Below are 13,937 nucleotides of genomic sequence, written 5' to 3' on the forward strand. Positions count from 1 at the left end.
CCCAGCCGAGATTGCGAAGACGGCCACGCGGGAATCCGAGCGCCCCTACCCTGAGGGGTGACCGCCATCACAGAAGAGGGCATCGACCATGGGCGAGATCCAGGCTGCGACAGAGGAAGGCTTCACCGTCTCCGGTGACGGGCGCTTCCGCGGGGACGACGAGCACGGCGGCGAGCTGGCCGGGATGACGCTGTACGTCGTCCGCGCGCTGGTGCAGGTCGACCAGCTGCTCGGGCTCGGCGCGCTCCGGTCCGTGCACGCGCGAGGTGGTCGCCAGGAGCTGGCCGTGCAGGTCGGCCACGAGGGCGACTTCGGCCTCGAGGTGACGTGCGCGCTCAGCCGCACCGGCCTCGACCCGGTCGCCGCAGGCTCCGGCCGGCCCGTCGACGCAGCCCACGGCGACGAGCTCGGCGACGGGCTCGACGCCGTCATGGACCAGGTGTGCCGCATCGACCTGGTCGCCGGCTGCTTCGTGGTCTCGGCGAGCGGCACGATGGTCGCCGAGCGGGTGCCGGGCATCGACCCGGACGGCCTGTCCGGGACCGGGCGTCGGATGAGGGTCGCCTTCGACGCCTTCGACCGCTTCCTCGGCACGACGTCGCTCGTCACCGGGTTCGAGTGGGTCCAGATGGTCGCCGCGCCCGTCGGCAACGGCCTGGCCGTGGCCATCGCGGACCTCGGGTGCGACCCCGCCGAGATCGCCTCGGCGATCCACGTGGGCGGCGGCGCGCTCCACGGGGTCGACCTCGCCTCCCACCGCTCGTCCGCGCTCGCCGACTGAGCCCCGCCCACGCCGCGCGTGCGCCCGGCCGCGGCACGCACCTCGTCGTCGTACGACACAGGGCCCGGCCCTCCGTGACGGAGGACCGGGCCCTGCTGTGTGTCAGGCGACCCGCTCGGGACGGGTCACCCCGTCCGTCAGGACGGGTTGTTCTCCTGGACCATCGCCACGATCTCGTCGTAGCGCGGGCTGCCCATGAAGTTGTCGACCGACACGTGGATCGCGGACGGGCTCTTCTCCCGGGCGCGGTCGGTCAGGTCCTGGTGGGTGACCACCAGGTCGACGTCGTCGGTCAGGTTGGAGATGGCCTTGTTGACCACCGTGACCTCGGAGTGACCGGAGTCCTGGATCTTCTTGCGCAGCACCGAGGCACCCATCGCCGACGAGCCCATGCCGGCGTCGCAGGCGAAGACGATGTTGGTGATCTCCTTGGTGGCCGTGCTCGTCGCCGTGGTCGTGGCTGCGGCGGCACCGGCACCCGTGAGCGCGCTGGCGACCGACGACTGCTTGCCCTTCATGGACTCCATCGAGCTCGTCGCTCCGGCGAGGTCACCCTCGTCGTCGGTCTTGTCGATGCGCAGCAGGAAGGCGGCCACGATGAACGACACGGCTGCCGCGAAGATCACCGACAGGGTGACACCGATGATGCTGCCCGCCGGGGAGGCGAGCCACACCGCGATGATCGAGCCCGGGCTGGCGGGCGAGCGCAGTCCGGAGCCGAAGGCGACGTTGGTGGCGACGCCGGTCATGCCGCCGAGGATCACGGCGAGGACGAGCTTGGGCTTCATCAGCACGTAGGGGAAGTAGATCTCGTGGATGCCGCCGACGAACTGGATCAGGATCGCGCCGGGGGCCGAGGCCTTGGCTGCACCCTTGCCGAAGAACATGAACGCGAGCAGCAGACCCAGGCCCGGGCCGGGGTTGGCCTCGAGCAGGAACAGGATCGACTGACCCTTGTCGAGAGCCTCGGAGGTGCCGAGCGGCGTCAGGATGCCCTGGTTGATGGCGTTGTTGAGGAAGAGGATCTTGGCCGGCTCGATGAAGATCGAGGTCAGCGGGAGCAGGTTGTTCGAGACCAGCGTGTCGACGACGTTGGACGCGACCTTGCTGAAGGCCTCCACGAACGGGCCGGCGACGACGAACCCGAGCACGGCCAGGATGCCGCCCCAGATGCCGGCGGAGAAGTTGTTGATGAGCATCTCGAAGCCCGGGCGGATCTTGTGGGCCCACATGGCGTCGAGCTTCTTCATCGACCAGCCGCCGAGCGGGCCCATGACCATCGCGCCCAGGAACATCGGGACGCTGGCCCCGGCGATGGCGCCCATGGTCGCGATGGCGCCGACGACGCCGCCCCGGATGGAGTCGTTGTAGGTCATCCGGCCGCCGGTGTAGCCGATGAGGAGCGGCAGCAGGTAGGTGATCATCGGGCCGACGATGCCCGCGTGCTCACCGTCCCAGCCGCCGAGGGCGGAGACGAACCCGTAGGTGTGCTGGCCTGCCTCGGTGCCCGCCTCGAAGCCGAACAGCTTGTCCCCGATCAGGGTGATCCAGCCCGTCTGGATGAAGAGTGCGGTGATCAGGCCCCACGCGATGAACGCGCCGATGTTCGGCAGGACCATGTTGGAGAGGAACGTGCCGAACTTCTGCACGTGGACCCGGGCGCCGGATCGGGGCGCCGGGGTGGAAGTGGTGGTCGCCATGCTTGATGTCCTCCAGTTGAACTATGGGGGCGGGTGACCCCCATCACATGATGCTCGTGATTAAACATCACGAACGGGCATGTTGCCAAGCATTCGGGCACACATTCGTGCCCGACTATGTGGCTTTCTCAGGAAGAGGACGTTCTAGCCGCTCAGCTGGCTCTCGAACAGCGCCTTCTCCACGTCTCCGTTCCACGTGCCGCCGGGGCCGAGCTTGGCCGCGACCTCCGGCAGCTTCTCCCCCAGCTCGTCGAGCCCCATGAGCGGGAGGTCGTGGATCTGGGGGAAGATCAGGACCTTGCCGGAGTAGGCACCGTCGACCAGCGCCTGGAGCCCGTCCTTGGCCGCCCGCATGCCGCCGACAGCGCCGACGATCGAGCCCGGGGAGAGCTCGCCGGCGGTGGCGAGGTCCACCACCTGCTGCTGGTCGTGGATGGTCAGCCCCGAGGTCCCGGTGTACTGGGCGTTGCTCAGGTAGACCGCACTCAGGTTCACCGGCGCCAGGGTGCCGTTAGGAACTCCGGCGAAGAAGACCAGCATGCCGTCGGACTTCATCAGCGTGTCGGCCTCGGCCATCACGGCGGAGATGGGGACGCTGACGACGACGTCGTCGGCGCCCTCGCCGTCGGTGAGGTCCATGACGAAGTCGCGCAGCGACACCTCCGAGGTCTGCGAGTTGAAGGTGATCAGCTCGCAGTCGTTGGTCTCCGCCAGGTGTGCCAGGCGGTCCTCGAGGCTCTTCAGACGCTCGTCGCTCACCTCCGTGGCGACGACCCGACGCGGACCGTCCGTCTGCTGGATCGCCCGCTGCAGGTGCATCAGGCCCATGGGACCACCCGCCCCGACGAAGATCGTCGTACCGCCCGAGCGGAGGTCGCAGCGGTTGCGCGCCTCGCCGTAGGACGCGGCGATGTCCGGACCCGTGCCGCCGACGTAGGCGGTGTAGTCGTAGTGCAGCCGGCCGACGTCGGTGCTCACCAGGCCGTCGAGCGCGGTCTCGCCGACCATGTTGAGGGTGCCGCGTCGGGCGATGTGCGTGGCGACCGCACCGACGGTCTCCGCCGAGCGCGGGTCGAGCATGACGATGTCGTCGAAGCCGGCGCCGTCGGTCAGCTCGTCCACCAGCGCCTGGTAGTCGTCGGTGCCGAGGCCGTCGCGGACGACCGTTGTCGCGGAGGTGCCCTCGACCAGCGCGACGACCGCGGCCGGCACGTCGGTCAGCACGATGGTGGCCGGAGCGTCCAGCCCGGCCGAGAAGTCGTAGTGGCGCTCGTCGCCGGGACGGCCGACGATCCACATCGTCCCGCCGCTCTTCGGCTCCAGGCGGCGACGCTGGGTGTAGGCCGCCATCACGCAGCCCCACGGCTCCAGCGTGGAGGCCTCGGCGTAGCCGAACGAGTCGGGCAGCGGCAGCAGGCAGGCGCCGTCGTCGGTCTCGAGCATCTCGGCGCCCATGAGGTGGTACTGGATCAGCCCGCCGGGGATCGTGTAGCCGTAGGCGGTGCTCTTGCCGTCCTGGTAGATGTCCGGCTGCACGGCCAGGCGCTGTCCGGCGTGGTAGCGGTCCTTCAGGTGGTCGCCGACCTCGATCACGGTGAGGCTGACCTCGTGCCCGAGCCGGGTGGGGTCGTGGGCCAGGTCGCGGTTGTAGAGCTTCGGGTGGCTGCCGCCCTGGCGCATGATCTTCACGTCCGAGAAGCACAGGCCCACGCTGTCGATGCGCACCAGCATGTGGTCGGCGTCCGGCGAGGGGATCTCGACGAGCTCGGGCCCGTCGTCCTTGCCCATGTTGTCCTCACCCGCTCCCCACAGGTTCCAGGCCCAGGCCTCGTCGGGCACGTCGGTGTCGGCGGCGCGGTAGCGGTCGTACGCAGATGTCATGGTTCCTCCGTCGTGGGTGGGGTGGTCGGCGAGCGGGGCTCAGTGGCCCAGCAGCTCGCGCACGGCAGCACGCGCCGCCATCGGGTCGGGCGCACCCAGTGCGGCCTCGGCGGCCGCCTCACAGGTCTCGAACGTGACCCTCCCCAGCTGCGCACCCACGGGACGCACGGCGCGGGCAGCCATCGAGAGCGAGGTGATGCCCATGCCGATCAGCGCCGTCGCGAGCAGCGGGTCGGCCGCGGCCTCGCCGCAGACGCCGACGGGCTTGCCCGCCTCGGTGCCCGCGTGCGCCGTGATCGCGATGAGCTGCAGCACGGCCGGCTGCCAGGGGTCGGTCAGGTGCGCGAGGTCGGTCGCCATGCGGTCGGCGGCCATGGCGTACTGGGTGAGGTCGTTGGTGCCGATCGAGAGGAAGTCGACGACCTCGAGCATCCGGTGCGCGAGCAGCGCGGCGCTCGGGATCTCGACCATCACGCCGGCCTTGAGCCCGCGGCTCTTGACCTTCGCGGCGAAGTCGGCCGCCTCGGCGACGGTCGCCACCATCGGCGCCATCACCCACGTCTCGGTGCCGGTCTTCTCGGCCGCGGCGGCGATGCCGTCGAGCTGGCGCTCCATCAGGCCGGGGTTGTCGAAGCTGAGCCGCAGCCCGCGGACACCGAGGGCCGGGTTCTCCTCGCCCTCGTGGGTCGCGAACGCGATGGGCTTGTCGGAGCCGGCGTCGAGGGTGCGCACGACCACGTAGCGGCCGTCGGCGTAGGGCGCGAGGACGGCGCTGTAGATGTCGGCCTGCTCCTCGACGCTCGGCTCCTCCTTGCGGTCGAGGAAGCACAGCTCGGTGCGGAACAGGCCCACCCCGCCGACCGGCTCGACACCCGCGGTCTCGGCGGAGGCGCCGTCGGCGACGTTGGCGAGCAGCTTGAAGGGCATGCCGTCGGCGGTCGACGCAGGACCGCTCCAGCTGGCGAGCTCCTCGCGCAGCCGACGGCTCTCCTCGACCCGGGCGCGGGCCTCCTCGGGGTCGGCGCCCTGCGCGATCGTGCCGGCCTCGCCGTCGACGACGACGAACGTGCCCGCCGCGAGCGCGGTGATGCCGGCGGCGCCGACGATGCACGGGATGCCGAGCTGCCTGGCGATGATCGCGGTGTGGCTGGTGGCGCCGCCGCGCTCGGTCACCAGGGCGGTGACCAGCGACGGGTCGAGGCCGGAGGTGTCGCTGGGGGCGAGGTCCTCGGCGACCAGGATCGAGGGCTCCTTGGGCGTCGGGACGCCCGGCTCTGGCTCACCGACGAGGTGGGCGACGACCCGGCGCTCGATGTCGCGCAGGTCGGTGACCCGCTCGGCCATCAGGCCGCCCATGTTGGTGAAGATCGTGACGAACTGCTCGACGGCGCCCTGCACCGCGGCCACCGGGCCCTGCCCGGACTGCAGGTTCTTCGACACCGCGCCGCGCAGGCCCTTGTCGCGCGCCAGGCCGGCGCTCGCCGTCAGCACCTCGGCCGCGGCGCCCTGCGCGTTGGCCGCCTTGGAGGCGAACGTGTCGGCCACTGCGGCCACCGCGTCGTCGTACGCCGACAGGGCCGCGTCGGCGTCGGCGAAGTCGCCTTCACCGAAGCGGGCGATCGCGTCGGGCGAGACCTCGCCGCGCACGTGGAGGACGGGGCCGGCGGCAACACCCGGAACGACCGGGGTCCCGCTGAGGGAGGGGCTCTCGGGTGTGGTCATGGACACACCGTAGATCCTAGGCTTGTTGACAGGCAACACGTTCGGGACTAAAACAACACATACACAGATTGCGGGGAGGACCATGTACGCCGAAGAGCGCCAGCAAGCGATGGCTCACCTGATCAGCCGACGTGGCCGCCTGTCCGTCGTCCAGCTCTCCGAGGAGTTCGACGTCACCACGGAGACCGTACGCCGCGACCTCTCCACGCTCGACCGCATGGGACTCGTGCGACGCGTGCACGGCGGCGCGGTGCCGGCCGGCTCGCTCACCGTCATCGAGTCCGGGATCGGCGAGCGCGACCAGTCCAACACCCAGGCCAAGGAGGCGATCGCCACCGCGGCGCTCGCCCTGCTGCCCGCGCCCGACTCCGTCGTGGTCATCGACGCCGGGAGCACGACGTCGCGCTTCGCCGCGGCGCTGCCCCGCGACCACCGGCTCACGGTCGTCACCCACGCGGTGCCGGTCGCGACGCGACTCGCGGGGCTGCCCCAGATCGAGCTCCACCTGCTCCCGGGCAAGGTCCGCCCGGCCACCCACGCGGCCGTCGGCGCCGACACGGTGGGGGCGCTCGCCGAGCTCCGGGCCGACGTGGCGTTCATCGCCACCAACGGCATCACGGTGGGCCACGGGCTGACCACCCCCGACAGCGACGAGGCCGCGAGCAAGCGCGCGATGATCGCGTGCGCGCGCCGGACCGTGGTGCTGGCCGACTCCACCAAGTTCGGCGTCGAGACCGCGGTGCGCTTCGCGACGCTCGACAGCGTGGACGTCCTGGTCACCGACAGCGACATCGAGGCCGCGGACCGCCGCGCGCTGGAGAACGCCGGAATAGAGGTAGTGATCGCATGATCCTGACCCTGACCCCCAACCCCAGCTTCGACCGGACCGTCGCGCTCGACGGCGAGCTCGAGCGCGGGCAGGTCCACCGGGTGGTGTCGGTGACGTCCCAGGCCGGTGGCAAGGGGGTGAACATCTCGCGCGCCGCGGTGATCGCCGACATCCCCAGCATCGCCGTCGTACCCGCCCTCAAGGACGACCCGTTCGTGCTCGAGCTGCTCGGCGCCGGCATCGACTGCCGCCCCGTGCGCCCGGCCGGTGGGGTGCGGGTCAACCTGACCATCACCGAGCCCGACGGCACGACCACCAAGCTCAACTCCCCCGGCGCCGAGGTCTCCTCCGACGACCTCGAGCGCATGGTGGAGGCGGTGCTCGCCCGCGCGTCCACCGCCGCCTGGACCGTCCTCGCCGGCTCGCTGCCGGCGGGGGCTCCCGCGGAGTTCTACGCCGACCTCGTACGCCGCCTCCGTGCCGTCGGCGGCCACGTGGCCGTCGACACGAGCGAGGCGCCGCTCCAGGCGCTCGTCGCGGCCCTGCCCGACGCCGCGCCCGACCTGATGAAGCCCAACGGCGAGGAGCTCGCCTCCTTCACCGGCGGCGACGCCGACGAGCTCGAGTCCGACCCGGCCGCGACCGCCCGAGCCGCGCGCCAGCTCATCGACCAGGGTGTCGGCGCCGTGCTGGCCACGCTCGGCGGCAACGGCGCCGTCCTCGTCACCGCGGAGGGCGCGTGGCACGCCACGCCCCCGCCCACCACTGTCGTCAGCACCGTCGGTGCCGGCGACTCCAGCCTCTTCGGCTACCTGCTCGGCGACATCAGGGGTCTTGCGGCTCCCGAGCGCCTGGCGTTGGCTGTGGCCTACGGCAGTGCCGCCGCAGGACTACCTGGCACCACCATCCCCCAGCCCTCGCAGCTCCGCACGGAGCTCGTCGGCGTCACCGCACTGACCGCTTCTTCGGGAGGCACAGCATGACCGACCTGATCACCACCGACCTCGTGCGCCTCGGCGCGGACTGGGGCGCCGACAAGCAGGACGTGATCCGCGCCCTCGCGGCCGTCGTCGAGGACGCCGGACGGGCGACCGACAAGGACCAGCTCGTCGCCGACGCGTTCGCCCGCGAGTCGACGTCAGCGACCGGGCTCCCCGGTGGCATCGCGATCCCGCACTGCCGCACCGCCGGCGTCGAGACGCCCACGCTGGCCTTCGCCCGCCTCGACCCGCCGGTCGACTTCGGCGCCAAGGACGGCCCGGCCGACCTCGCGTTCCTCATCGCCGCCCCGGCCGGTGGCGACGCCGACCACCTCACCATCCTCACCAAGCTGGCCCGTGCGCTCGTGAAGCCCGCCTTCACCGATGCGCTCCGCACGGCCGAGACGCCCCAGGACGTCGTCGACCTGGTCAGCCACGAGCTGGGCGAGCCGGCCCCCGCCAAGACCGCCGCCGCTGCCCCCGCGGCCGCTCCCGCGGCCGGAGCTGCTCCGGCCTCTGGTGCGGCCGCGCCCGCCGCAGCCGCCGGCGGCAAGCCGTCCCTCGTCGCCGTCACGGCCTGCCCGACCGGCATCGCGCACACCTACATGGCGGCCGAGGCCCTCGAGGCCGCCGCCGAGCGCGCCGGCGTCCAGCTCCAGGTCGAGACGCAGGGCTCCGCCGGCTCGACGCCGCTGGCCCCCGACACCATCGCCGCCGCCGGCGCGGTGATCTTCGCCGTCGACGTGGGGGTCCGCGACCGCGGTCGCTTCGCCGGGAAGCCGATGGTCAGCTCCGGCGTGAAGCGCCCCATCGACGACGCCGACGCGATGATCCAGGAGGCGCTGAAGTACGCCGCCGACCCGGCCGGCTCGCCGCGGGTCGAGGGTGACGCCTCGGCAGCCGGTGGCGGCGGCGGTGCGGCCGACGAGTCGTGGGGCGGCCGGATCCGCCGGGTGCTGATGACCGGCGTGTCCTACATGATCCCGTTCGTCGCGGCCGGCGGTCTGCTGATCGCGCTCGGCTTCCTGTTCGGCGGCTACGAGATCGTCACCGACGGCCAGAACATCGCCGTCACCAACACGCTCTTCAACCTGCCCGACGTGGACGCGCTCGGCCTCGACCACGCCCTCGCGGGCAGCCCGTTCTTCGCCTACCTCGGCGCGCTGTTCTTCACGCTCGGCGGCGCGGCCTTCGGGTTCCTCGTGCCGGCGCTGGCGGGCTACATCGCCTACGCCATCGCCGACCGGCCCGGCATCGCCCCCGGCTTCGTGATGGGCGCGATCGCCGGCGTCATCAACTCCGGGTTCCTCGGCGGCATCATCGGCGGTGTCCTCGCCGGTCTCGCCGCCCACTGGATCGCGTCGTGGAAGGTTCCGGTCTGGGCCCGCGGGCTGATGCCCGTGCTGGTGATCCCCCTGCTCGCGACGATGATCTCCGGCTTCGTGATGCTCGTGATCCTCGGCAAGCCGCTCGCCAGCCTGATGTCCAACCTGACCGACGGCCTCAACAGCCTCCAGGGCGGGTCGGCCATCATCCTCGGCATCATCCTCGGCCTCATGATGGCCTTCGACATGGGCGGCCCGCTCAACAAGACGGCCTACGCCTTCGCGACGGCCGGGCTCGGCGCGGCGGCCACCGCCACGGACGCCCCGGAGCTCAAGGTCATGGCCGCGGTCATGCTGTCGGGCATGGTCCCGCCGCTGGCGCTGGCGCTCGCCACCGTCGTACGCCCCGGGCTCTTCACCGTCCCCGAGCGCGAGAACGGCAAGGCCGCCTGGCTGATGGGCGCCTCGTTCATCACCGAGGGCGCGATCCCGTTCGCCGCGGCCGACCCGCTGCGCGTGATCCCCTCGATCATGGCCGGCAGCGCGGTCACCGGCGCGATCTCGATGGGGATGGGCGTCGAGCTCCGAGCCCCGCACGGCGGCATCTTCGTGCTCTTCGCGGTGGACGGGGTCGGCGGCTTCATCATCGCCCTCGTGGCCGGGACGCTGGTCGCGTCCGCGCTCGTGATCGCGCTCAAGACGATGGGCCGCAAGGACGCCGACATCGCTACTGTCTGACCCACAACCCCGCAGCACACCTAGGAGAACCATGCCCAGCAAGTCCGTCGTCGTCGGCTCCTCCGTCGGCCTCCACGCCCGCCCCGCCGCGATCATCGCCGAGAAGGCCGGCGAGCTCGGCTCGGACGTCACCATCAACGGTGTCGACGCGAGCTCCTCGCTGATGATCATGACCCTCGGCGCCGGTGCCGGCGACACGGTCGAGGTCGCCGGTGACGACCAGGCTGCCGTCGACGCGATCGCCGCGCTGGTCGAGCAGGACCTCGACGCCTGATCCGACCCCCGTTGGTCCGCTGCTGTGGGCGGTGCGTGAGCCACATTCCGTACGTCGGAGAGGTGGCTCACGCACCGCCCACCCGCATGTCCGGGGCCGACTCGCCGAGCAGCGGTGCCACAGCCACCTTCGCAGGCCCGCGGATGTGGCTCACGCACCGCTGACCGGGCCACGACGGTCCGCTGCTGTGGGCGGTGCGTGAGCCACATTCCGTACGTCGGAGAGGTGGCTCACGCACCGCCCACGCGCATGTCCGGGGTCGACTCGCCGAGGGGCGGTGCCGCAGCCACATTCCGTACGTCGGAAAGGTGGCTCACGCACCGCTGACCACGCCGGGCCACGATCGCCCGCAGGATCAGCCGCGCAGGTAGCGCACCCGGACCCGGAGGGCCTGCTCGAGCTCGCCGAGGACCTCGGAGAAGAACTCGCGGCGGTAGGTCTCGTCGGTGACGGCGTAGACGGCGAAGTAGAGGCCGCTGAAGGCGGCCTGGAACGTCGAGACCTGGACGAGCTCGAGGCTGATCGGGCGGATCCCCCAGACGTACGTCAGGTCGTCGCCGATCCACGACTCGAGGACCTCCGGCTTCATCGCGACCGCGCCGAAGACGATGAAGAACGCGAAGACCGCCAATGCCAGCAGGAGCACCTGGAAAGCCTGCGTGATCAGCAGCACGAGGACCAGGTTGGTGCGCTGGAGGCCGACGACGTCGGCGTCGTCGCCCAGCTCGTCGCGACCGATCTCGTCATCGAGCCGGTCGACCTCCTCGACCAGGCGCACGACCAGGAACCCGACCGCCACGGCGGCGAAGAGCATCACCGCGCCCCACAGGATCCCGCCGTCCAGCGCGGAGGCGACCATCCAGACCTCGGTGTTGATGAAGAGGAACGTCACGAACAGCAGCAGCATCGGCAGCGCGCGGGTCGCGAGCGGGAAGAGCAGCCCCAGGCTCGCCAGGGTCTGGCGCACCGCCCAGGCGCCGATCAGGTGCACCCGCAGCGCGCGAGCGGCGTACACCGCAGCCACGAGGACGAGCACGGTCCCGCCGGTGGCGACGCCCGTCGACACCGCTCCGTCGAGCTCGGCCCGGTGCACCAGCCACCCGGCGGTGAGGCCGACGGGCACGGCCAGCAGGAGCCCGACGGCCGCCACGACCAGGAGCCGACCGCGCGCGAGCCGTCGGCGCACCTGCTCGCGGATCGGGTCGACGAAGTAGGGCAGCCCGTGGGCCAGGAACCAGGCCTCCGCCTCGGGGCGGGTGCTCGGCTCGGCGTGCGTCACGCCAGGACCTGGCGCGCCCGGCGTACGTCGTCGTGCATGGTCTCGATGAGCGCCTCCATGCCCTCGAACTTCACCATCCCGCGCAGTCGGTCGACGAAGGCGACCTCGACCTCGACGCCGTAGAGCTCGAGGTCGTCGCGGTCGAGCACGTAGGACTCGACGCGACGGTCGCGCTCACCGTCGAAGGTCGGGTTGGTGCCGACCGAGATCGCCGCGGGGAACCGCTCCCCCGTGTCGAGTCGCGTCAGCCACCCCGCGTAGACGCCGTCAGCCGGCGCCGCGTCGACCGGCGGGATCGGGACGTTGGCCGTCGGGTAGCCCATCTCGCGGCCGCGCTTGTCGCCCTCGACGACCGTGCCGCGGACGGTGAACGCGCGCCCGAGCGCCTCGGCCGCACCGGCGACGTCGCCGGTCGCGAGGCACTGGCGGACGTAGGTCGAGCTCCAGACCTGGGGCCCGCCGTCGAGCGGCACACCGACCGTCTCGAAGTCGCGGGTCGCGCCCGCGTCGACCAGCGTCGCGACCTCGCCGGCGGCCTTGGCGCCGAAGCGGAAGTTGGCGCCGACCACCACCGCGCCGGCGTGCAGCGCGCCGACGAGGATCCGGTCGATGAACTCCTCCGGCGACCAGCTCGCGATCTCGCGGTCGAAGCCGACGACGAGGATCGCGTCGACGCCGGCGGCCTCGAGGAGACGCGCACGGGTGTGGATCGAGGTGAGCGTGGGTGGTGCGTGGTCGGGCCGGAGCACCGCCATCGGGTGCGGGTCGAAGGTCACCGCGACCACCGTGTCGATGCCGAGGCGGGTCGCGGTCGCCCGCGCCTCCCGCAGCACGTGGGCGTGCCCGAGGTGCACGCCGTCGAAGTTGCCGATGCTGACGACCGTGCGGCCGAGGTCGGCCGGCACGTCGTCGACGTCACGCCAGATCTGCACGGCCAGAGCCTACTGGCGACCCGGGCCCGGACCGCTGCTCCCCCTGCCGGTCGGCGGATCGCTCAGACGAAGACCGCGACCGGCTTCGCCTTCATCCCCTGCTGCTCGTAGAGCGCGAGGAACGACCCGTCCGGCGCGAAGACGGCGTGCGGGCCGTCAGCGGGAAGGGCCAGGTCGAGCGGGCGCCCGAAGCGGACGTGGGCGGCCTGCTCCTCGTCGAGGTCGACCGTGGCGAAGGTGGCGCGCGCGGCGTCGGCGATCGGGACGACCGAGAAGTCGTCGGCGAGCTGCTCGAGGGTCCTGGCCACGGTGAGGTCGAAGGAGCCCACGGCAGTACGCCGCAGTGCCGTCAGGTGGCCACCGACGCCGAGCGCCGCGCCGACGTCGCGCGCGATGGCGCGGACGTAGGTGCCGCTCGAGCACCGCACCGAGATCCGCACCTCGGGCAGCGCGACCTCGTGCACGACGATCTCGTGGATGGTCACCGGCCGGGGCTTGAGCTCCACCTGCTCGCCGTCGCGCACCCGCGCGTAGGCGCGCTTGCCGTCCACCTTGATCGCGGAGACGGTGGTCGGCACCTGCTCGATGTCACCGACCAGCTTCGCCAGCTCGGCGCGTACGTCGTCCTCGCGGACGTCGTCCGTGGCAGCCGTCGAGACGACCTCGCCCTCCGCGTCGTCGGTGGTCGTGGCGACTCCGAGCAGGATCGTGGCGTCGTAGGCCTTCTCGGTCAGCATCAGGTGACCGAGCAGCCGGGTGGCGCGGTCGACGCCGAGGACCAGCACACCGGTCGCCATCGGGTCCAGGGTGCCGGCGTGGCCGACCTTGCGGGTGCCGGCGAGGCGGCGCACCCGGGCCACGACGTCGTGCGAGGTCATGCCCGGGGCCTTGTCGACGACGACCAGACCGGGGTCGACCATCAGTCGTCGAGGTCCTCGTCGTCGAGGTCGTCCAGCTCGTCGTCGTCACCGATGACGCGCGGCTTCTTGTAGGGGTCGGCCTCGCCGGCGTAGGCCGACCCGCGCTGCGCGGCGACGGCGTCGTCCTGCTCCTTGGCGCGCGCCAGCACCTCGTCGAGCGCGCGGGCGCTCTCGGGCAGCGCGTCGGGGATGAACGTCAGGGACGGCACGATCCGCATCCCGAGCTGCTTGGCGACCTCGGAGCGGATGACGCCCTTGGCGGACTCGAGCGCCGCAGCGGTGCTGGCGAGCTCGTCGTCGGCGCCGAGGACCGTGTAGAAGATCGACGCCTGCTGGGAGTCGCCGGTGACGCGGACGTCGGTGATGGTCACGAAGCCGAGCCGCGGGTCCTTGATGCGCCGCTCGAGCATCTCGGCGACGATCACCTGGATCCGGTCGGCGATCTTGCGGACGCGGGGGTTGGTCATGGCTGCAGTCTCTCCTACTCGTGAGCGGGCGCTTCGTCCCCGCCACAGATGGTGACCGGGCGCTTCGTCCCCGTCACTGGGGACGAAGCGCCCGGTCGATGGCGCTCAC

General features: G+C 71.7%; 12 protein-coding genes. 5 read left to right on the forward strand and 7 right to left on the reverse strand.

Annotated elements, in window-relative coordinates; all coding sequences use genetic code 11:
• Positions 1 to 88: 88 nt before the first annotated feature.
• Positions 89 to 781 (forward strand): hypothetical protein, encoded by a 693-nt coding sequence (locus BLV76_RS21245; protein WP_090971911.1) that lies wholly within the window; start codon positions 89 to 91, stop codon positions 779 to 781.
• 137 nt (positions 782 to 918) lie between these two features.
• Here BLV76_RS21245 and BLV76_RS21250 read toward each other — a convergent pair whose 3' ends face one another.
• The 3 genes from BLV76_RS21250 to ptsP all read right to left on the reverse strand — a co-directional run bounded on the left by BLV76_RS21250 (position 919) and on the right by ptsP (position 6,084).
• Positions 919 to 2,481, reverse strand: coding sequence for a PTS mannitol transporter subunit IIBC (locus BLV76_RS21250; protein ID WP_090971913.1), 1,563 nt, complete (start codon positions 2,479 to 2,481; stop codon positions 919 to 921).
• Between the two features lie 144 nt (positions 2,482 to 2,625).
• A complete protein-coding gene (locus BLV76_RS21255) occupies positions 2,626 to 4,362 on the reverse strand; it encodes an alcohol dehydrogenase catalytic domain-containing protein (protein WP_090971915.1) in 1,737 nt (578 codons plus the stop codon).
• 39 nt (positions 4,363 to 4,401) lie between these two features.
• Positions 4,402 to 6,084: a phosphoenolpyruvate--protein phosphotransferase gene (ptsP, locus tag BLV76_RS21260; RefSeq protein ID WP_090971917.1), complete on the reverse strand. Its 1,683-nt coding sequence runs from the start codon at positions 6,082 to 6,084 to the stop codon at positions 4,402 to 4,404.
• 109 nt (positions 6,085 to 6,193) lie between these two features.
• Here ptsP and BLV76_RS21265 point away from each other — a divergent pair, with 109 nt between their 5' ends.
• From BLV76_RS21265 to BLV76_RS21280, 4 genes are read left to right on the forward strand one after another with little or no spacing between them, the layout of a single operon-like run.
• Positions 6,194 to 6,934, forward strand: a complete 741-nt coding sequence (locus BLV76_RS21265) for a DeoR/GlpR family DNA-binding transcription regulator (protein ID WP_245734831.1) — start codon at positions 6,194 to 6,196, stop codon at positions 6,932 to 6,934.
• Entirely contained in the window at positions 6,931 to 7,896 is a 966-nt protein-coding gene (locus tag BLV76_RS21270) for a 1-phosphofructokinase family hexose kinase (RefSeq protein WP_090971921.1), read from the forward strand. Before BLV76_RS21265 ends, BLV76_RS21270 begins: the two co-directional genes overlap by 4 nt.
• Positions 7,893 to 9,956 carry a PTS fructose transporter subunit IIABC gene (locus BLV76_RS21275; protein WP_090971923.1) on the forward strand — a complete coding sequence of 688 codons (2,064 nt, stop codon included), beginning with the start codon at positions 7,893 to 7,895 and terminating at the stop codon, positions 9,954 to 9,956. Before BLV76_RS21270 ends, BLV76_RS21275 begins: the two co-directional genes overlap by 4 nt.
• A 31-nt stretch (positions 9,957 to 9,987) precedes the next feature.
• A complete protein-coding gene (locus tag BLV76_RS21280) occupies positions 9,988 to 10,230 on the forward strand; it encodes an HPr family phosphocarrier protein (RefSeq protein WP_090971926.1) in 243 nt (80 codons plus the stop codon).
• A gap of 355 nt (positions 10,231 to 10,585) precedes the next feature.
• On the opposite strand, the gene BLV76_RS21285 is transcribed toward BLV76_RS21280, so the two are convergent.
• From BLV76_RS21285 to rbfA, 4 genes are all read right to left on the reverse strand, one after another.
• Complete coding sequence (locus BLV76_RS21285; protein WP_090971928.1) at positions 10,586 to 11,509, reverse strand: hypothetical protein; 924 nt, start codon at positions 11,507 to 11,509, stop codon at positions 10,586 to 10,588.
• The gene (locus BLV76_RS21290; protein WP_090971930.1) at positions 11,506 to 12,441 is read right to left on the reverse strand and encodes a bifunctional riboflavin kinase/FAD synthetase; all 936 of its coding nucleotides are present in this window, start codon (positions 12,439 to 12,441) and stop codon (positions 11,506 to 11,508) included. Before BLV76_RS21290 ends, BLV76_RS21285 begins: the two co-directional genes overlap by 4 nt.
• A 62-nt stretch (positions 12,442 to 12,503) precedes the next feature.
• On the reverse strand, positions 12,504 to 13,361 hold the full coding sequence (truB, locus tag BLV76_RS21295) for a tRNA pseudouridine(55) synthase TruB (RefSeq protein ID WP_090971931.1): 858 nt from the start codon (positions 13,359 to 13,361) through the stop codon (positions 12,504 to 12,506).
• Positions 13,361 to 13,828 (reverse strand): 30S ribosome-binding factor RbfA, encoded by a 468-nt coding sequence (gene rbfA / locus BLV76_RS21300; RefSeq protein ID WP_090971933.1) that lies wholly within the window; start codon positions 13,826 to 13,828, stop codon positions 13,361 to 13,363. The genes truB and rbfA overlap by 1 nt, the downstream gene beginning before the upstream one ends.
• Between the last annotated feature and the right edge of the window lie 109 nt (positions 13,829 to 13,937).

Source organism: Nocardioides exalbidus (assembly GCF_900105585.1).
In the GTDB taxonomy this organism is placed as follows: Bacteria; Actinomycetota; Actinomycetes; order Propionibacteriales; family Nocardioidaceae; genus Nocardioides; species Nocardioides exalbidus.